Annotated in this window: 18 protein-coding genes and 1 tRNA gene; 11 read left to right on the top strand and 8 right to left on the bottom strand. The window is 62.5% G+C overall.

What is annotated here, in order from left to right; all coding sequences use genetic code 11:
* Positions 1-71 precede the first annotated feature (71 nt).
* Complete coding sequence (ppk2, locus tag ACX3M4_RS21645; protein WP_459355048.1) at positions 72-980, bottom strand: polyphosphate kinase 2; 909 nt, start codon at positions 978-980, stop codon at positions 72-74.
* A 173-nt stretch (positions 981-1153) separates the two neighbouring features.
* Between ppk2 and ACX3M4_RS21640 the strand changes: the two genes are divergently transcribed.
* The 9 genes from ACX3M4_RS21640 (at position 1154) to ACX3M4_RS21600 (ending at position 10175) form a co-directional block, all read left to right on the top strand.
* Complete coding sequence (locus ACX3M4_RS21640) at positions 1154-1831, top strand: TetR/AcrR family transcriptional regulator (RefSeq protein WP_459355047.1); 678 nt, start codon at positions 1154-1156, stop codon at positions 1829-1831.
* A gap of 1 nt (position 1832) precedes the next feature.
* Positions 1833-3440, top strand: coding sequence for a carboxyl transferase domain-containing protein (locus ACX3M4_RS21635; RefSeq protein WP_459355046.1), 1608 nt, complete (start codon positions 1833-1835; stop codon positions 3438-3440).
* A 4-nt stretch (positions 3441-3444) separates the two neighbouring features.
* Positions 3445-3870 (top strand): ASCH domain-containing protein, encoded by a 426-nt coding sequence (locus ACX3M4_RS21630; protein WP_459355045.1) that lies wholly within the window; start codon positions 3445-3447, stop codon positions 3868-3870.
* Positions 3867-4388 (top strand): O-acetyl-ADP-ribose deacetylase, encoded by a 522-nt coding sequence (locus tag ACX3M4_RS21625; protein WP_459355044.1) that lies wholly within the window; start codon positions 3867-3869, stop codon positions 4386-4388. Before ACX3M4_RS21630 ends, ACX3M4_RS21625 begins: the two co-directional genes overlap by 4 nt.
* The gene (locus ACX3M4_RS21620; RefSeq protein WP_459355043.1) at positions 4378-4707 is read left to right on the top strand and encodes a hypothetical protein; all 330 of its coding nucleotides are present in this window, start codon (positions 4378-4380) and stop codon (positions 4705-4707) included. The genes ACX3M4_RS21625 and ACX3M4_RS21620 overlap by 11 nt, the downstream gene beginning before the upstream one ends.
* A gap of 3 nt (positions 4708-4710) precedes the next feature.
* On the top strand, positions 4711-6705 hold the full coding sequence (locus ACX3M4_RS21615; RefSeq protein ID WP_459355042.1) for an ATP-binding protein: 1995 nt from the start codon (positions 4711-4713) through the stop codon (positions 6703-6705).
* Positions 6692-8323, top strand: a complete 1632-nt coding sequence (locus tag ACX3M4_RS21610) for an acyl-CoA synthetase (RefSeq protein WP_459355041.1) — start codon at positions 6692-6694, stop codon at positions 8321-8323. Before ACX3M4_RS21615 ends, ACX3M4_RS21610 begins: the two co-directional genes overlap by 14 nt.
* A 206-nt stretch (positions 8324-8529) precedes the next feature.
* A complete protein-coding gene (locus tag ACX3M4_RS21605) occupies positions 8530-9390 on the top strand; it encodes a hydroxymethylglutaryl-CoA lyase (protein WP_459355040.1) in 861 nt (286 codons plus the stop codon).
* Positions 9387-10175 (top strand): crotonase/enoyl-CoA hydratase family protein, encoded by a 789-nt coding sequence (locus tag ACX3M4_RS21600; RefSeq protein ID WP_459355039.1) that lies wholly within the window; start codon positions 9387-9389, stop codon positions 10173-10175. Before ACX3M4_RS21605 ends, ACX3M4_RS21600 begins: the two co-directional genes overlap by 4 nt.
* A 377-nt stretch (positions 10176-10552) precedes the next feature.
* On the opposite strand, the gene ACX3M4_RS21595 is transcribed toward ACX3M4_RS21600, so the two are convergent.
* The 6 genes from ACX3M4_RS21595 to ACX3M4_RS21570 form a co-directional block, all read right to left on the bottom strand.
* Entirely contained in the window at positions 10553-11377 is an 825-nt protein-coding gene (locus ACX3M4_RS21595; protein ID WP_459355038.1) for a hypothetical protein, read from the bottom strand.
* 199 nt (positions 11378-11576) lie between these two features.
* A complete protein-coding gene (locus tag ACX3M4_RS21590) occupies positions 11577-12386 on the bottom strand; it encodes a response regulator (protein ID WP_459355037.1) in 810 nt (269 codons plus the stop codon).
* A gap of 317 nt (positions 12387-12703) precedes the next feature.
* Complete coding sequence (locus ACX3M4_RS21585; protein ID WP_459355036.1) at positions 12704-13510, bottom strand: hypothetical protein; 807 nt, start codon at positions 13508-13510, stop codon at positions 12704-12706.
* A 94-nt stretch (positions 13511-13604) separates the two neighbouring features.
* Positions 13605-13680, bottom strand: a tRNA-Thr gene (locus ACX3M4_RS21580).
* 339 nt (positions 13681-14019) lie between these two features.
* Positions 14020-15978, bottom strand: a complete 1959-nt coding sequence (locus ACX3M4_RS21575) for a heme biosynthesis HemY N-terminal domain-containing protein (protein ID WP_459355035.1) — start codon at positions 15976-15978, stop codon at positions 14020-14022.
* 78 nt (positions 15979-16056) lie between these two features.
* Positions 16057-17379, bottom strand: coding sequence for a COG4223 family protein (locus ACX3M4_RS21570; RefSeq protein ID WP_459355034.1), 1323 nt, complete (start codon positions 17377-17379; stop codon positions 16057-16059).
* Between the two features lie 43 nt (positions 17380-17422).
* On the opposite strand from ACX3M4_RS21570, the gene ACX3M4_RS21565 reads away from it, so the two are divergent.
* Together ACX3M4_RS21565 and ACX3M4_RS21560 are read left to right on the top strand one after the other, a co-directional pair.
* The gene (locus ACX3M4_RS21565) at positions 17423-17608 is read left to right on the top strand and encodes a hypothetical protein (RefSeq protein WP_459355033.1); all 186 of its coding nucleotides are present in this window, start codon (positions 17423-17425) and stop codon (positions 17606-17608) included.
* 93 nt (positions 17609-17701) lie between these two features.
* The gene (locus ACX3M4_RS21560; protein ID WP_459355032.1) at positions 17702-18145 is read left to right on the top strand and encodes a hypothetical protein; all 444 of its coding nucleotides are present in this window, start codon (positions 17702-17704) and stop codon (positions 18143-18145) included.
* Here the strand turns inward: ACX3M4_RS21560 and ACX3M4_RS21555 are convergent.
* Positions 18142-18846, bottom strand: a complete 705-nt coding sequence (locus ACX3M4_RS21555; RefSeq protein WP_459355031.1) for a uroporphyrinogen-III synthase — start codon at positions 18844-18846, stop codon at positions 18142-18144. The genes ACX3M4_RS21560 and ACX3M4_RS21555 overlap by 4 nt on opposite strands.
* Positions 18847-18854: the final 8 nt, after the last annotated feature.

The raw sequence follows: 18854 nt of genomic DNA, 5'->3' as shown, positions 1-18854 counted from the left end.
GAGTAGGCCCCGGATCTGCGCTCCGCTTGTCCGGGGTGACAACCCGGCAAATTTCGACGCCCCCCTCGACCTCAGTATTTCTCCGGCACGTAGAGATGTTCCGGCAGGACCTTGCGCTCGTAGTTGGAATTGTAGCGGCGCTCGGGCAGCGTGATCGGGTCGTGCGGCACTTCCTCGTACGGGATCATCGACAGCAGGTGCGAGATGCAGTTGAGGCGGGCCTGCTTCTTGTCGTTGCCTTCGACGATGAACCAGGGGGCTTCGGGAATGTTGGTCCGTTCGAAGGTCTCTTCCTTGGCCTTGGTGTAGTCCTCCCAGCGCACCCGCGATTCCAGGTCCATCGGCGACAGCTTCCACTGTTTCAGCGGGTCGTGGATGCGCATCAGGAAGCGCAGCTGCTGTTCCTCATCGGTGATGGAGAACCAGTATTTGATGAGACGGATGCCGGACCGCACGATCATGCGCTCGAATTCAGGAACGTCATTATAGAACTGCTCCACCTGATCCGCATTGGCAAAGCCCATCACGCGCTCGACGCCCGAGCGGTTGTACCAGGAGCGGTCGAAGAGAACCATTTCGCCGGCGGCCGGCAGATGCGGCACATAGCGCTGGAAATACCACTGGGTCTTTTCGCGGTCGGTCGGGGCCGGCAGGGCGACCACACGGGCGACACGCGGGTTGAGCCGCTGGGTGATGCGCTTGATCACCCCGCCCTTGCCGGCGGCATCGCGGCCCTCGAAGATGATGACGATCTTCTCGCCCGTGTGCTGCACCCAGTCCTGCAGCTTCACCAGCTCGGATTGCAGCCGCAGCAGCTCGTGGAAATATGTGTTCCGGTCAATTCCGGACTTGTGCTTCTTGTCGGAGATGAAGGCGAGATCCTTGGCGACCAGGAAATCATCGATTTCCATCTCCAGCTCTTCATCGAGGCTGTCCGCCCATTCGGCCTCAACCCAGCTCTTTGCACTCTCTTCGCTCATCAATCGGTCCCTCTAGAAATTCCGGCGTGAAATGCTCAGGCAGTGTGAACAGCTTATCCATGTAAGTTTTTTGACAGTCGGCCCGTCTCTTCAAATTATCAAGGCCGTGTCCATACAAAGAGGCTTGTAAATGAACGAACGTTCATTTATTTCTTGAGGCAAGGGAGGACGAGATGGCAAGCAGCGCCACCGGATCGCAAAGCCGCGCCCCAGCCAAAGTCTCAAGCAGGGCCCAATCCAGGGCCCAGACAACGGCAAAGGGACAGGAGACCGCCGAGCGTGTGCGCAAGGCGGCGCTGAAGCGGTTTGCCGCCTCCGGATATGCTGCCGTCTCCATGCGCGAGATCGCCGCCGATGTCGGCGTCCAGCCGGGTGCGCTCTACAATCACTTCCCGACCAAGCAGGACATCCTGAAGGACCTGATGCTGGCCCATATGGCCGAACTCATCGCCGCCTGGGAGGCGGCCGAATTTGCCCCAGGCACCGACCCGCTGGAGCGGTTCGTGCGCTTCCATATCCGCTATCACCTGGAACGCGCCGACGAGGTCTTCATTTCCTATATGGAGCTGCGCAATCTGGAGCCGGAAAATTTCGAGGTCGTGGAGACCGAGCGCCGCCGCTACGAGGCGATCCTGACCCGCATCCTGGAAGAGGGGTCGCAGGCGGGCCAATACAGCGTGCGCGAACCGCGGGTCGCAACGCGAGCCATCATCGCCATGCTGACCGGCATTCCGAGCTGGTACCGCGAGGGCGGACGTCTTTCGAAGCTGGACATCGAAGAGCTTTATCTGGACCTGGCGCGCAAGGCCGTCGCGCCGCAATCGACCAAATCCCAAGGGGAGACCGGGTGACATGAGCATCCTGAAATCGAGCCTTTCGCCGAGAAGCGAACAGTTTGCCGCCAACAAGGCTGCTCACGAGACCGCCATGGACGTGGTCAAGGCGGCAGCGAAGACCGCTCTGGACGGCGGCGGCGAGACCGCCCGCCAGCGGCATGTCTCCCGCGGCAAGATCCTGCCGCGCGAACGCGTGTCGCGCCTGCTCGATCCGGGTTCGCCCTTTCTCGAAGTCGGCATGCTCGCCGCCCATGAAATGTATGACGGCGCGGCACCTGCAGCCGGCATGATCGCCGGCATCGGCCGGGTCGAGGGCCGCGAGGTGATGATCCTGGCGAATGATGCCACCGTCAAAGGCGGCACCTATTATCCGATGTCGGTGAAGAAGCACCTGCGGGCCCAGGAAATCGCTTCGGAAAGCAACCTGCCCTGCATCTATCTGGTCGACAGTGGCGGCGCCAACCTGCCCAATCAGGACGAGGTCTTCCCGGACCGCGACCATTTCGGCCGGATCTTCTTCAATCAGGCCAACATGTCGGCGAAGGGCATCGCCCAGATTGCCGTTGTCATGGGCTCCTGCACGGCAGGCGGCGCCTATGTGCCGGCGATGTCCGACGAAACCATCATCGTCAAGAACCAGGGCACCATCTTCCTGGCCGGTCCTCCTTTGGTGAAGGCGGCGACCGGCGAAGAAGTGACCGCCGAAGATCTCGGCGGCGGTGACGTTCACACCCGTCTTTCCGGCGTCGCCGACCACCTTGCCCGTGACGACGCCCATGCCTTGGCGCTGGCACGGCGGGCGATTGCCAGCCTCAACCGCACCAAGCCGCAGACCGTTGCCCTGCAGACACCGGAAGATCCGCTCTATGATCCGGAAGAAATCCTCGGCGTCGTTCCGGCGGATCTGAAGACCCCCTATGACATCCGCGAGGTCATTGCCCGCGTTGTTGACGGCTCCCGCTTCGACGAGTTCAAGGCCCGCTACGGCACCACGCTTGTCTGCGGCTTTGCCCATATCCACGGCATGCCCGTCGGCATCATCGCCAACAACGGCGTGCTCTTCTCCGAAAGCGCGGTCAAGGGCGCCCATTTCGTCGAGCTCTGCTCCCAGCGCAAGGTTCCGCTGGTCTTCCTGCAGAACATCACCGGCTTCATGGTCGGCCGCAAATATGAAAGCGGCGGCATCGCCAAGGACGGCGCCAAGCTGGTGACGGCGGTCGCCACCACCTCCGTTCCGAAAATCACCATGCTGGTCGGCGGCTCCTTCGGTGCCGGCAATTACGGCATGTGCGGCCGCGCCTATTCGCCCCGGTTCCTGTGGACCTGGCCGAATTCCCGCATCTCGGTGATGGGCGGTGAACAGGCGGCCGGCGTTCTTGCCACCGTCCGCCGCGAGGGCATCGAGCGCAAGGGCGGCGCCTGGTCTGCCGACGAGGAGAAGGCCTTCAAGCAGCCGATCATCGACCAGTTCGAAGAACAGGGCCATCCGCTTTATGCCACCGCCCGGCTCTGGGACGACGGCATCATAGACCCGCGCAAGACCCGCGATATTCTGGGCCTCTCCCTGTCTGCGGCGCTGAACACGCCGATCGACGACACCAGGTTCGGCCTCTTCAGGATGTGATCCCATGACCCTCGACGCGCTCAAAGCCAGATATCCCGGTGCCGAGACCTTCCGTTTCGGCGACAATCCGGACCTCTGCGCCCGGCTGATCGCCCTCGTGCGCTCCGGCAAGAAGACGGCAACCTGCGGTGCGCTCGAGGATTACGAACACGGCGATGAAGTGCTGCCCGTTCACGGCCGCCGCGATATCGCGCTCAACTGGGACGGCACCCCGGCTCTGGTGATCGAGACGCAGGAAGTCTTTGTCCTGCGCTTCTGCGACATGACGGAGGAGTTCGCGCTCGCCGAAGGCGAGAACGAGGATCTGCAGGGCTGGCGGCGCGACCATCAGCGCTATTTCGAGCGCAACGGCGTCTTCCATCCGGAAATGGATCTGGTCTGCGAGCGGTTCACGATGATTGAGGATCTCGGCGCCGAGGAGACGCCATGACCCGGATCAGGACCCATCTCGGCGACATCACACAGCTTCAGGTCGATGCCATCGTCAACGCCGCCAATTCGTCTCTCCTGGGCGGTGGCGGTGTCGATGGCGCCATCCACCGGGCGGCCGGTCCGGATCTCCTGGCCGAGTGCCGGACGCTGAAGGGCTGCGACACCGGTCAGGCGAAGATCACACGCGGGTACCGCCTGCCGGCCAGATACGTCATTCACACCGTCGGCCCGGTCTGGAAAGGCGGCAAAGGCGGAGAAGCCCAATTGCTTGCCTCCTGCTATGAGGCAAGTCTCCGGCTGGCGGCAAGCCATGAGTGCCGGACCGTCGCCTTCCCGGCGATCTCCACTGGCATCTACGGCTATCCGGCAGACCAGGCGGCGGCGATTGCAGTTGCCGCCATCCGGCGCGTGCTGGAGGCGCTGGACGGCATCGAGACCGTGACTCTCGTCGCCTTCGATGCCGCAAGCATTACCCATCTCGAAGCCGCACTCGAGGAGACATCCGATGAGGGGTGAAGTCCGGTCCATGGTGGAATGCGGCAGCGACATCGAGGCTGCGATCCGCGAACAGCATCCCGACATCCGCACCACCCAGCCGCTGACGGCGATCCTGATCGTGCTCGACGAAGGCAGCATCGACAAGGGTGACCTCCTGTCGGTCGGCGGCCTGAAAGTGCGTGTCCTCGCGACCGGAAGGCTTGCGCCCCTCGTCGACGACACGCGCAACGCCCTTACCGTTTTCAGCGATCTGCCAATTCAAAACATGCCGGACGTTGCACCGGACCGACTTGCCGACAGACCCGGCGCCCCCGTTACTCCCTGGGAGGAGATCTGAAACATGTTCAAGAAGATCCTCATTGCCAACCGCGGCGAGATTGCCTGCCGGGTGATGGCGACCGCCAGCAAGCTGGGCATCAAGACGGTTGCCGTCTATTCCGACGCCGACAGCCGCGCCAAACACGTCGCCATGGCGGACGAAGCCTACCGCATCGGCCCGGCGCCGGTGTCCGAAAGCTATCTGAAAGCCGACCGCATCATCGAGGCCTGCCGGATGAGCGGCGCCGAAGCGGTGCATCCCGGTTACGGCTTCCTGTCGGAAAACCCGGATTTCGTCGATGCGCTGGAAAAGGCCGGCATCACCTTCATCGGCCCGAGCGCGCTTTCCATCCGGGCCATGGGGCTGAAAGATGCCGCCAAGGCGCTGATGGAAAAGGCGGACGTTCCGGTCGTGCCCGGCTACCACGGCGACAACCAGGACCCGGCATTCCTCAAGGACCAGGCGGACCAGATCGGCTATCCTGTCCTCATCAAGGCCCGTGCCGGCGGTGGCGGCAAGGGCATGCGCCGGGTTGACGACCCCAAGGACTTTGCCGAGGCCCTGAAGGGCGCACAGCGCGAAGGCGAGGCCAGCTTCGGCGACGGCCGCGTGCTGATCGAGAAATACCTCACCAAACCGCGCCATATCGAGATCCAGGTCTTCGGCGACAGCCATGGCAACGCGGTGCATCTTTTTGAGCGCGACTGCTCGCTGCAGCGCCGCCACCAGAAGGTGATCGAGGAAGCTCCGGCTCCCGGCATGCCTGAAGACATGCGCGCTGCCATGGGCGAGGCCGCGGTCAAAGCCGCCAAGGCGATCAACTATTCCGGTGCCGGCACCATCGAGTTCATCGCAGATGTCTCGGAGGGCCTCCGGTCCGACCGGTTCTATTTCATGGAAATGAACACCCGCCTGCAGGTGGAACATCCGGTGACGGAGCTGATCACCGGTGAGGACCTCGTCGAATGGCAGCTGCGAGTTGCCTCCGGTGAAAAGCTGCCGAAGATGCAGGAAGATCTCGCATTCAGCGGCTGGGCGTTCGAGGCCCGCCTTTATGCCGAAGATGCGCCGAAGGGCTTTCTGCCGGCCATCGGCACGCTGGAACATCTTGCCCTGCCGGAAGCAAGCGCCCGTGTCGACAGCGGCGTGCGTTCCGGCGACGAGATCACCCCTTTCTATGATCCGATGATCGCCAAGGTGATCGTACACGGCCCGACGCGTCAGGCAGCGCTCGGCAAGCTGCTGGCGAGCCTCGAGGCAACGGAAGTCGCCGGCTGCGTCACCAATGCGGGCTTCCTGGCGGCCCTTTGCCGTCACGAAGGATTTGCGCGGGGTGATGTCGACACCGGCCTCATCGACCGCGACCTTGCCAGCCTCATCGAGGAACCGGCAATGCCGGAAGATGCTGTAGCGCTCGCAGCCCTGACCGCGCTCGGCCTGACGAAGCCTGCCGCCGGCAACGACCCGTTCGATACCCTTGCCGGCTGGCGCATCTGGAGTGCCTCGCGCCAGTTCGCGCTGCTTGAAATCGGCGGCGAACGCCGCGATGTCGAGGTGCACGCCAAGGGCAACCGGCGCTTTGCGGTTCAGCTTTCGGGCGAAGTCCGCGACTATGCGCTGATCCATGTCGACGGCGGCAGCCTCACCTATGACTGCGCCGGTCACCGGGCCCGAGCTGTCGTCGTGCAGGGCCGCAAGGGCCTGACTGTCTTCCTTGGCGGCCATGCCTATCCGGTCGGCCTGCCGGACACGCTCAGCGCCGACGAGGAAGCGGGCGGTGCGGGCGACCAGCTGATCGCGCCGATGCCGGGCCTTGTGAAAGTGCTCTCCGCCAAGGCGGGAGACGCAGTGACCAAAGACCAGCCGCTGGTGATCCTGGAAGCCATGAAGATGGAGCATACGCTGAAGGCACCGCGCGACGGTCTCATCGGCGAAGTCTTCGTCGCCGAAGGCGAACAGGTGACCGACGGCACCGTGCTGCTGGCGCTGGCGGAGGAAGCCGATGCTGCCGCATGACGCCAAGAACTACGACGATCTGACTGACCGCTTTGCCTGGGACATTCCGGCCCGCTTCAACATCGGCGTAGCCATCTGCGATGCCTGGGCCGAGCGGGAGCCGGACCGGGAAGCGCTGGTTTTCGTCGAAGAGGGCGGCGACACGGCGCGCTACACCTACGCCGACCTGCAACGGCTTTCCAATCAGCTCGCCAACCTCCTGCGCGCGCGCGGCGTCCAGCCGGGTGACCGGATCGGCGTCCTGATGCCACAGCGCCCGGAAACCGCCTATGCCCATATCGCCGCCCTGAAGCTTGGCGCGATCACCATTCCGCTGTTCGCGCTCTTCGGTGAGGAGGCGCTGGAATACCGGTTGAAGGATTCCGGCGCAAGGGCCGCGATCACGGACCTGAGCGGCGCTGCAAAGCTCGCCCCGCTTCGGGACCGCCTCCCGGACCTCACCACGGTCTTCTGCGCCGATGGAGCCGACGGCAGCGCCGAGGATCTGGCGAGCCACATGGCGGGCCACGAGGATGTTTTCGCCGCCTTCGACACCGGACCGGACGATCCCGCCATCATCATCTACACCTCCGGCACCACCGGCCAGCCCAAGGGCGCGCTGCACGGCCACCGGGTGCTGCACGGCCATCTGCCGGGCGTGGAGATGAGCCACGATCTTCTTGGCCAGCCGGGCGACCGTATCTGGACGCCGGCCGACTGGGCCTGGATCGGCGGCCTGCTCGACGTGCTGATGCCGGCGCTTTATCTCGGCGTCCCGGTGGTTGCCTGCCGCTTCAGGAAATTCACGGCCGAAGCCGCCTTCCAGCTCCTGCAGGACCAGAAGATCCGCAACACCTTCCTGCCGCCCACCGCGCTGAAAATGATGCGCCAGGAGGAGAGCCCCGAAACGCGCTGGCAGCTGAACCTCAGATCCGTCGCCTCCGGCGGCGAGACGCTCGGCGCCGAGCTGATCGACTGGGGCCGCCGCACCTTCGGCCTGACGATCAACGAATTCTACGGCCAGACCGAATGCAACATGGTCGTCTCCAGCTGCGCAAAGCTGATGGAGGCCCATCCCGGCATCATGGGCAAGGCCGTTCCCGGCCACACAGTCAGCGTCGTCAGCGACGCCGGTGAAGAGCTTCCCGTCGACACCCTCGGCAACATCGCGGTCAAACGTCCGGACCCGGTCATGTTCCTGCAGTACTGGAACAACCGGCAAGCGACGGAGAAGAAATTCGCCGGCGACTGGCTGCTGACCGGCGACACCGGCATGAAGGACGCGGACGGCTGGATCCGCTTCGTCGGCCGTGACGACGACGTCATCACCTCGTCCGGCTACCGCATCGGCCCGGGCGAGATCGAGGACTGCCTGATCAAGCATCCCGCCGTCGCCATGGCCGGCGTCGTCGGCAAACCGGACCGCCAGCGCACCGAAATCGTCAAGGCCTATATCGTCCTGAAGAGCGGGGTGGAACCTTCCGACACTCTGGCAAAAGAGATCGCCGACTTCGTCAAGACGCGCCTTGCCGCGCATGAATATCCGCGTGAAGTCGCTTTTGTCGATGCCCTGCCGATGACGACGACCGGCAAGGTCATCCGCCGCGAGCTGCGCGCCCGCGCGGAGCGGGAGGAATGAAAAGTTGAACTGCCGCTCAGTACCTCACTCTCCTTCGTCATCCCGGCCAAAGCGTAGCGAAGATCCGGGACCGGTGAGCCATTTGCATATCGGCAAGAGCCGCCAACCTATCAAAACCTCGGCGCCCCGGTCCCGGCTCGCGCTGCGCTTGGCCGGGATGACGCAGGTTATCTCCGTAGTTTCACAAAAAGCCCAAAGAGCCCGCCATGTCCGACTTCGTCACCCTCTTTGAAATGGGCCCCCGCGACGGGTTGCAGAACGAACCGCTGTTCGTGCCGACCTCGCAGAAGATCGACCTTGTCGACCGCCTGTCTGCCTGCGGTTTCCGCAAGATCGAGGTGACCAGCTTCGTCAGCCCGAAATGGGTGCCGCAGATGGCCGACGCCCAGGAGGTGATGGAAGGCATCCACCGCCTTCCGTCGGTGACCTATGCAGTGCTCACCCCCAACGTCAAAGGGTACACCGCGGCGAAGAAAGTCTCCGCCGACGAGGTCGCGATCTTCGGCTCCGCCTCCGAGGGCTTTTCGAAAAAGAACATCAATTGCTCGGTCGCTGAAAGCATCGAACGCTTCAAGCCGCTTGTCGAAAAGGCGCATGAGGACGGCATTCCGGTGCGGGGCTATGTCTCCTGCGTCACCGATTGCCCCTATGACGGCGAGACCCCGCCGGAAAAAGTTGCGGAAGTGGCAAGGATCCTTTTCGATCTTGGCTGCTACGAGATCTCGCTCGGCGATACGATCGGTGCCGGAACACCTGAAACGATCGGCCGGATGCTGGACGCCGTTCTTGCCGCGGTTCCCGCCGACAAGGTCGCGGGCCACTACCACGACACCAAGGGCCGGGCTTTGGAGAATATCGAGGTGAGCCTGGAAAAGGGCCTGCGCACCTTCGACAGCGCCGTCGGCGGCCTTGGCGGCTGTCCCTACGCGCCGGGTGCCAAGGGCAATGTCGCCACAGAAGCCGTGCTCGACCTGATGGCGAAGAAAGGCTTCGAGACCGGGATCGACCGCGACCGCCTTGCCGAAGTCGCAGCCTTTGCCAGAAGCCTCAGGAGCGTTGACGCATGAGTTTCGAGACCATTTCCATCGCCATCGACGACCGCGGTGTTGCCACGCTGACACTCGACCGGGCGGAAAAGCACAATTCGCTTTCGGCGAAGATGATCGCGGAACTGACGCAAGCCGCCGCGCAGTTCGGCGCCGACGATACGGTCCGCGTGGTTGTCCTGACGGGTGCCGGTGCCAGCTTCTGCGCCGGCGGCGATCTCGGCTGGATGCGCGAGCAATTCGAAGCCAGCCGCGAGACCCGCATGACCGAGGCACGCAAGCTCGCAATGATGCTGAAGAGCCTCAACGAATTGCCCAAGCCCCTGATCGGCCGGGTGCAGGGCCAGGCCTTCGGCGGCGGCATCGGCATGATGAGCGTCTGCGACACGGTGGTGGCGATCGACAGTGCCAAGTTCGGTCTGACGGAAGTCCGCCTTGGCCTGATCCCGGCAACGATCAGCCCCTACGTGCTCGCCCGCATGGGTGAGGGCAAGGCACGCCGCGTCTTCATGTCGGCAAGGATTTTCGGCGCCGAAGAAGCCCGCGATCTGGATCTAGTTGCGAAGGTGGTCAGCGAAGCGGACCTCGATGACACGATCGAAAGGGAAATCAAACCCTATCTCGCCGCCGCTCCCGCCGCGGTTGCCGCTTCCAAGGCGCTTGCCCGCAGTCTCGGCACGTCAATCACCGATGCCGTCATCGACGACACGATCCGCCGCCTCGCCGACACCTGGGAAACCCCGGAAGCGCAGGAGGGCATTTCAGCTTTCTTCGAGAAGCGGAAGGCCGGTTGGGTCACATCGTAAGACGGCCCGACCAAGTGGGTTTGAGCTTTTTCAGCCCGCTCTCAACAAACTCAACCTCATCCTGAGGAGGACCGGCAGGTCCGTCTCGAAGGATGGGCCGCCTGCTCCTGAGTTTGCAGCTCATCCTTCGAGACGCGCGCAAGCGCGCTCCTCAGGATGAGGAAGAACAAGTGGCAGATTTCTCTCAGTAATCCAGAGCAGTGCTCCTCAGGATGAGGGCAAGCAAGCTACAAGGTTCTAGAGCACGTCGCGAAAAAGTGGGTTCCGGTTTTTCGCAAAAAGACGTGCGTCAAAAAAGAGATAAAGCGAGTCGCGTGAATTCAAATGAACGCGACACGCTTTAGGCGTGATTACCGCTGCGGTTCCATTGCCACACCTCAATGCCCGGCGCTGCGCCTTGCGTGTTCGATCAGGGCGGCGATGCGGGCGACTTCCTTCTGTTCCGGCTGGGGCGGTTCCTTCTCCGGGCCGCCATACATGCGCTCGCGGCGTTCGCGGATCTTCTTGCGCTGATATTCGCTGATGCCTTCAGGCAGCTCCAGGCCGGCCCGGTCGATGCTGATCAGGATGCGCTGCAGATCGGGAACCAGCTCGGAGGAAATCGTGAAGGTGGCGCCGTCCTGGCGCTTGAACACAAGGGTCTTGGTGCTTTCCGCGCCGTTGAGCAACACTGCGGAGCGCGGGCCGAGGGAGCCGATGGTCGACTGGAACCAGGCCGCCCAGCCGGAGGCTTCCCACTGGCGCACGTCGATGCGCTTCAGGTCCTCGTACATCACCCGCACCCGGCGGCCAAACTGGGTGAACTCGAAGCCGTTCGAGAAAAAGCGCACCCAAGAGGTTTCCTGCCGGGCGGAGACCGTGAAGAGAACCAGAGAGAAACAGGCAGGCCCCAGGCAGAAAAGGGCCAGCAAAGCCGCAAGGCCGCCCCAATCGGCCATTCCGATAAAAGCAACGGAGAAGAACACCACACCAAGACCGAAACCGATGGCATCGAGTGTGATCACCGATGGACGGCTGATCGGCTTGACCGCACCCGATGGCGCGGCCGGCCGGGGCAAGGCAGCATAGATCCCGCCGGCGGCAACCACGCAAAGCAGGCTGCTCAGCACCGACATGAAGAAATAGCCGCCGACAATGCCGAGCACGCAAAGCGCAAGTGGCAGAATTCGCCGGAGAAGTTCAAGCTTAGCTGTTTTGCCCACACCGCTCTCCATGCATGCAAACAGTGAAACCGATACGAACTGGGGAGACTTACTGATTCTTCCATTGAATCAACGTCAGGCTCCTAAATCAAGCAACCGTTCAAACTATCCAGAAACAATGTAACCAACAGGCAAACCCTGCCGGCTCAAATTTGAAGAAAATCGCAATATGCGGTGCGTTGTCAGCTCGGTCCGAACTTCAGGACGCCTTGCGTTCCCGCTCCATGAAGCTGAACATATTGCGCGTCTTGCCGAATTTCGGCTTATCGAGTTCCAGGAACTGGTGCATGATCGTGTCGATATCGGCAGGGGTGAAGGGTTTCTTCAGGAAGCCGGAAATGCCGACAAAGGCAGCGGACCGCTCCAGATAGCTCGTATCGTTGGTCGACATCATGTAGATGCCGATCTTGCTGGAAAGATTCTGGATTGATCCGGCCAGCTCGATGCCGTCGGTACCGGGCATGTGAAAATCGGTCAGCACCATCCGGAACTTGCCCGAGGCCAGGGCGCGCAAGGCCGCCTGGGCGCTGTCTGCCTCCGAGATTTCAAAGTCGAACCGGCTGCCTTCCAGGATCTTGCGTGTCAGCTTGCGCATGGTGGAGCTGTCGTCGACGATCAGGATCGGATAGGTGGTCGTCATTGTCATGTATGTGGAAACAATGTCCGCCACATCGTCGTGGGAGAACGGCTTCTGCAGGAAATGATAGGCCCCGAACTGCTGCAGCACGTTTTCGGAGCGCTGGTCCAGCGTGGCCGAGATCGCCACCGTCAGACAATCGGTTGACCTTGTCTCCTGCATCGCCGCCACAACCTCCGGACCATTGAGGCCCGGCATGTTGATGTCCAGGAAGGCAATGTCGATCTGCTTCTTCTTCAGAACTTCGAGCGCAGACCGGCCATTGTCGACATTGTCGATTTCGATATACCGCTTGGCGCGGTGGACGTTTATGCCCTTGTTGACGACTTCGCGTGCCACAACGCTGTCATCGGCCACAAGAACGCGGATCATCTTGTGAAGCAATTTCCATTACCTCTATGCACCGGCCGCTCAAGTCTTGAGGCCTTGTCGAAATTAACGAGTAATTTGACTAAACAATCGTGTATTTTCGGTTACTCAAAATTGTTGGGCAAATTACAACTTTAAATACACGAAACTCTACATAATAGTGTACTCGAACCAGCCGTTCGCCTGATCAAATACGATGTAAAGACAACAAAATCATCTCCAACTTACGTTAGAGGAATACTCTTCTCGATACTCGGATTACCTGACAGAAATTGGTCACCTGGGCTGGCGAAAGTTGGGACCGTCACCAGCCCTCGCTATTATTTCACCAACGGACCTTCGTCTTCCACGGGGTCCTCAGAGAGCCGGAATTCGGCGTGCGGCCCCAGGATCTCCCGAAGACGGCCCGAGAGGCGCATCTTGAGAACGCGTGGATTGACCACCTCCAGGAAACGATGGCCCGTTTCGTTGTCATGGCAGATGAAGGTGATCGCAAACCGCAGGTTCTTGAAGGCGAGCGGACTGACATGAAGCAACCCGGGCTTGCCGAGCTGGTCGAGCGCGAGAGCCGTGTCTGGATGATGTCCCAGAAACGCGTCCAGACGGCCCAGCTGGATCATCCGGATCAGCTGTTCCTCCGAATCGATTGCCAGGAATTTGCCCGAATCCGCACCGAGCACATAAACGGCTCCCGATCCCCTGATGTAACCGACCCGTTCCGGCGCAAAACTGTCAAGCTGCGCCTCATATGGGTGGCTATCCGCCGTATAAAGCCGCAGGGAGACCACATCGACTTGAACCGAAGTTTCAAGCTCGCTCGCCCTGTCGCCAACATTGAGAGCCCGAATATTGGTCGGGAAGAGACAGGACTGCGGGTCACCGAGGAAATTTGTTTTCGATCTTGCCAGCGGGCCATATCGCAGCGAGACGCCGAACGGCAATTGATCCAGGATTTCTTTCAGGAAAAGGTCGTACTGGATGCCGCTTCCATCGATCAGCCGGTGTGGCAACTCATTGAGGTAGAGCGTAAAATTCTCGACAGCCCGGGCGTCTGGCGTCCGCGGACCAACCAGGCCGGCGACAAGAAAGAGCAGCAAAAGAAAAATCTTGGCCAGACTGCGGATCATGCCCAATTCTGCCCTTGCGGCAGATGGGTTTCAAGCCACGAGTTTGGGGAGCCCGCTTTGAAAGCGCGGCGAGGCTATCGGACAAAACAGGAAGTGGTGCCGCTGAAGGGACTCGAACCCCCGACCCCATCATTACGAATGACGTGCTCTACCATCTGAGCTACAGCGGCGTTCTCCGGCAGGTGCCGGGCATCGCGCGGAACCGCGCGGCCACTCGAGGCAAGCCCGAGTGCGCCGCTAATTACCGGAGCTTGGCGCCAGATGCAAGTGCCTAAAACCGGTATCCACCTTTCGCGGCCTGCGCTAGAGCATCGTGCGTTCGGTAGAACGCACACAAGATGCTCTACCACCTTAAGATCGATCAGTTTTTGGACGCTCAACCGTTTCCGGCTGTGCGTCCGCTGATCTGGAGCATCGTGCGTTCGGCAGAACGCACACAAGATGCTCTACCACCTTAAGATCGATCAGCTTTTGGACGCTCAACCGTTTCCGGCTGTGCGTCCGCTGATCTAGTTGAAGAAGCGTGGTCGCGGCGTCTTTGCGGCTGCGTCCTCATCCTCTTCATCGGGCCCCGGATCGTCCGGCATGCGCGACAGGGGAAATTCTATCGGCCGGTCGAGATCGTCCTTGGCGTCAGCCTTGTTGGCCTCTTTCTCCTTGGCAGCTTTTCCGGCCCCGGGGGACTTGGTTTCGCCGGGTTTGGCGTCGACGGCCTTTGCCTCTTCCTTTGCCTTGCCCTCGCCGACCTTGCCCTCGCCGCCCTTGACAGTCCCGTTGCCGGTCTTGGGTTCTGACGATGCAGGTGGTTGTGCCTTTGCCTCTTTCCGGTGCCCGGCCGGTTCGCTCTCGGCCTTGGCAGGTTTTTCAGGTTCGCCCGGAGCGTCCGGCAGGTCCTGGAGGGCCGGGCTGAATTTCACATCGTCCGTCGTGCCCTCATAGCCCTGCTTGGCAACCGGTGCCGCAGGCTTGGGTGCGGTCTCGGCGGCGGCCGATTTGACTTCGGCCGGTTTCGTGACGGGCTCGGCTTCCAGCACCACGGCGTCATCCACATCTTCACTTTTTGAGACATCCTTTGCAGGGGCCTCTGGTGCAGCGGGGGGAGCAGCAGAGGGCAATGCCGGAGCCTCGAAGAGACTGTCTTCAAGCAATGTACCGTCATCGTCCGAGAGGCTCCCCGGCGTGCCCCATTCAAAGGCATCCAGCCGGCCGGTCACCGGCGACACGGCCTGCCATTCGGCGGAGATGACGCCATCCGCCATCCAGACCTTGTCCATCGGCGCCTGCACCGCACGGGCAAGCCAGTCGCGCATTCGGCCGCGGTCGCCGTTTTCGGCTTCTTCCAGCTCTGCCATCAGGACGTAGGCCTTGCGGGTCGGTTCGGATTGCAAAACCTTCTTCAGCTGCTTGCGCGCTTCGTCGAATTCACGCGCCTCGATCGCCGTCCGTGCAATGGCGATGGCGCCTTCAGCGGTATTGGCACGCTGCGCGCTGAGAGACTTTACCCGCTTCAGCCGGTCCACGGCGCTGTCGCCCGTGCGCACATGGGCATAGGTTTCGGCAAGATCCGGATGCGGGTTGAGCCGCCAGGTGGCTTCCAGAACCTTGGAGGCCTTGCGGATATCGCCGCGCCTTGTGGCAAGGCGAGAGGTCAGCACGGCGGCCGGCACCAGCTCAAGCGCCAGGCCGTGGGCTTCCTTGGCGAGCGAATAGGCCCGTTCCGGTTCGCCGTCCTCCAGCTTCATGGCAAGAGCGGTCAGGATGACGGCCCGCTGGCGGCGGTAGGTCTTCTTGTCGAGCATCTTGGCGGCATAGTTGCGCTCCAGCGTCTTCAGCGCCTCGTCCCAATGATGGGCAACGGCCTGGTAGCCGAGCACGGCCTTGCCGGCCCATTCCAGGCCCGGCGCGGTCTTGACGGCTTCCTCAGCATAGTGGCGGGCGGCCACCGGCTCGCGGTGACGTTCGGCCTCCACAAAAAGCCCGTGCAGGCCAAGGGCCTTGGTCGCAGGATCCTCCAGCATCGCCTCAAAGCGCTGACGGGCCTCGTCGTCCTTGCCGGCAAGCTGTGCGGTCTGTGCCAGCAGAAGTTTTGCGGCTGGTTCGTCATCCAGCAGACGGTCGGCATCGAGCGCATAGCGGCGGGCGAGCTTGGAGTTGCCGGTGCCCAGAGCAATCAGCCCCTGCGACAGGGCCGAATAGCCCTTGTCCTTGCGGCGGCGGCGGAAGAAGCGGCTGGCGATCGCCGGCGATTTCAGCACCACCCGGATCACCCAGACGGCAGCGAGGAAAATCGCCAGCACGATGCCGGCGGCAACGGCCGCGATTGCCGGGGACTGCCGCCACTCGAACGGGATCGTGTTCGGGTCTGGATCGATCCACCGGATCGAGACCATTCCCGGCAGGTCCGCAAGCCATGCAAAGCCCAGTGCGGCGAGAAACAGCACGAAGACGAAGAGGAAGACGCGGATCATGGTGCTCGCTCCCGAAGGCTGCCGGACAATGCCGGCTCTATGGTGTTCTGCCCTGTCAGCCGGCGGCCCGGCTGCGGCTTAGCTGTCTTTGGCGGCCAGCGCATTCAGCACTTCCTGCGAGGCCTTGTCGGTCAATGCGTCGGCCTCGACACGGGCCTTGGCGCGCGTTGCCCAGTCGGCCCCGACTTTCTGGCTGTCTTCCGGCAGCGCCTGATAGGCTTCCAGCGCCGCGGCCAGCCGGCCGTTCGAAACGGCAAGCTCCATCCGCTGCAGCACGGCAGCGGGCGTGTCGCCGCTGGCATCGCCACCGCCACGGATGGCAATGATCGACTTGGCACTCGACAGGAGGCTTTCCAGAACGTCGCCCTCACGCTGCGGTTCGGCAAAGGTCTGGTAGATCTTGTCGGCAACCTGAGGGAACTGCGCGATCAGGACCGAAACGGGCTCGACACCGGTCTTGGCATTGGCTTCCAGCGCGGTGAGATCGAGATCGCCCGGCAAGCCGGCCTTCACCGCGGCCAGTTCCGTTTCATAGGGGCGGCCGGAATCGACCGCCGATTTCAGCGCCGAAACGGAAAGTGCACGCGCCGCGACTTCGCGGGCCGTCGCATCCCCCATGGTCGCCTCGACAGCGGCAAGCCGCTTGGAAATGACGTCGAGTTCGGTGCGCAAGTCTTCCAGTGCTGCCGTGTTGGCAGCACCGACCGACTTGATATCCGCCGCCAGCGACGACAGCGTCTCGGTTGCCCGCGCCTGGCTGTCGGCCAGGGTCTTTAGCGAAACGTCCGAGGTCGAGACCGCCGTCTGGGCCGCCTTGGCTGTCGCTTCGGTATTGGAAAGACGGGTTTCGATTTCGCTCAGGCTGGTCTTCAGCTCCGTGAGCGAACCGCTCAGCTGCTCGGCTTCCGAGGACGTCGAGGTCGTATCGGTTTCCAGTTTGGCGATCCGTGTTTCGATCGGCGCCAGATCAACCTGGGACTGGGATTTCGCAGCGTCTTCCAGGGCTGTCAGGCGGCTTTCCAGTGGCTGGAGATCGGCCGGAGCCCCGTCGCCGCCACCGGTGGAAACGGCGGATAGATCGCTGCGCAGGCTCTCGACGTCCTTCTTCAGCGCGTCGATCGCGGGTGCCGCGTCGGCGGACGTGGCCTTTTGCACCTCGCCCTCAAGCGTGGAGACCTTGCTTTCCAGCGCCGAGAGCGCGCTGCCGGGGTTCTGGCTGGAGACCGTCTGGCTCATATCGCCAAGCTGTTTTTCCAGATCGGCGATCTTGCGCTCCGCTGCGCCGAGGGCGCTGGTGATCTGCTGGTTCGGCTCCGGATTGAGCTTGACGATACCCGCCTGATAAAGACCGAAGCCGCCGCCAAGAACGAGGATGCCGCCGATAACGGCTGCGATCAGCACGCCGAAGGCACCGACCCCTCCGCGGTCTTCCGCGGCCGGCGGATTGGAGAAGGTCGTCGAGCCGGACGGGCGCGAACTGCTTGAACTGCTCGATGTCGCGGACGAAGAGGGTTTGCTCGAAGACGAAGACGTTGAGGCCGTCGACCCGGATGTGCCGGTGGAAGACGCCGTCGAGGACTTGGGTTCCGTCCCGGCCGACTTCGCTGATGCCGCGCTCGAGGAGGAATAACCCGGCGTGCCCGAGGACGATGACGTCGAAGAGGAAGACGGTGTCGACGTGCTTCCGGGCCGGCTCGACCCATAAGAGGAGCTCGAAGAAGATGTGCTCCCGGAAGAACTCCCTGAGGAACTGCCGGTCGTCGCACCCGTGCTGCTGGAGGATGTCCCACCTGGCGAAGAGCTGCTGCCGGAGCCGGAGCTGCCGGAGCCGGAGCTGCCGGAAGCGGTCGAACCGGAGGTCGTGCTGCCTGCAGTGCCGGCCGCGTCGGATTTGGCATCCACTTTCTCGGCGGTCAGATCGATGGTGACCGGACGCTTCGGCGGGGTGCCTGAAGACGAGCTGGACCCGCTGCCCGGTTTGTCCGAAGCGCCGCTGCCACCCGAAGAAGATGTCCCGCCCGGGGATTTCTTGTCCGTCGTCATCTCATCACCTCCTGACCCCTGCCGGTCCCAAGACCTTCACTATACACACCTCTTTGCGAAGCGGTACCGCCGCAGCAAAGACTTTTGCGCAGCGCAAAAGAACGACTCCCCCGGATCTGGTTAACACTCCGCTAATGCCAGATCGAAGAGCGCCGTTTCGGTTGGCGCCGCAGCGACTTGCACCGCGAAGCCTTTAGATAGGGGTGCGGCGGCCTGCGGCGAAAGGGCATAGGCCCGCATGTGGCAAAAATTGTAGCCGGGCAAATGTGCAATCGTGAGGTCCCTGAACGCTTCCGCCGTGCGCCGGGAATAGATCAGAACGCCGTCATAGGCACCGGCTTGCAAGGCTTCCACGACAGAAAGCGGCAGGGCTGTTACCGGGTCCATCCGGTAGATGGCGACCGCATGGCAGGAGAGACCACCTGCGGCAAGACGCCCCTCCAGATCACCCGCCCTATCCTTTGCGGCGGGATAAAGTACATGGCCGGGCACGACCTGCTGCCGATTATCGAGAATCAGACCGGCAAGCGCTGCAACGTCGCCAGCGGCCGAACTGACCGTGGCAAAGCCGGCCTTGCGGCACGCTTCGGCCGTTGCGTCGCCGACGGTAAAAACCGGCAAGGACTTCAAGGCATCAACCTGGGCATGGGTGCAGAGGAGCGTGACCGCCCGGCGGCTGGAAAAGGCCAATGCGGTCACGCCTGCCAAATCGAACCTGTCCGGCAGGCAGTCGGTGGTTTGAAGGACCGGTGCTTCGTCAGCGTCATGGCCGAGCGCCCGCAACGCTTCGGCGGTACGCCGGCAATCGGGTTGGGGCCGTGTCACCAGGAAGC

The organism is Roseibium sp. M-1, assembly GCF_054515675.1.
This window is presented reverse-complemented; position numbering and strand designations above follow the sequence as displayed.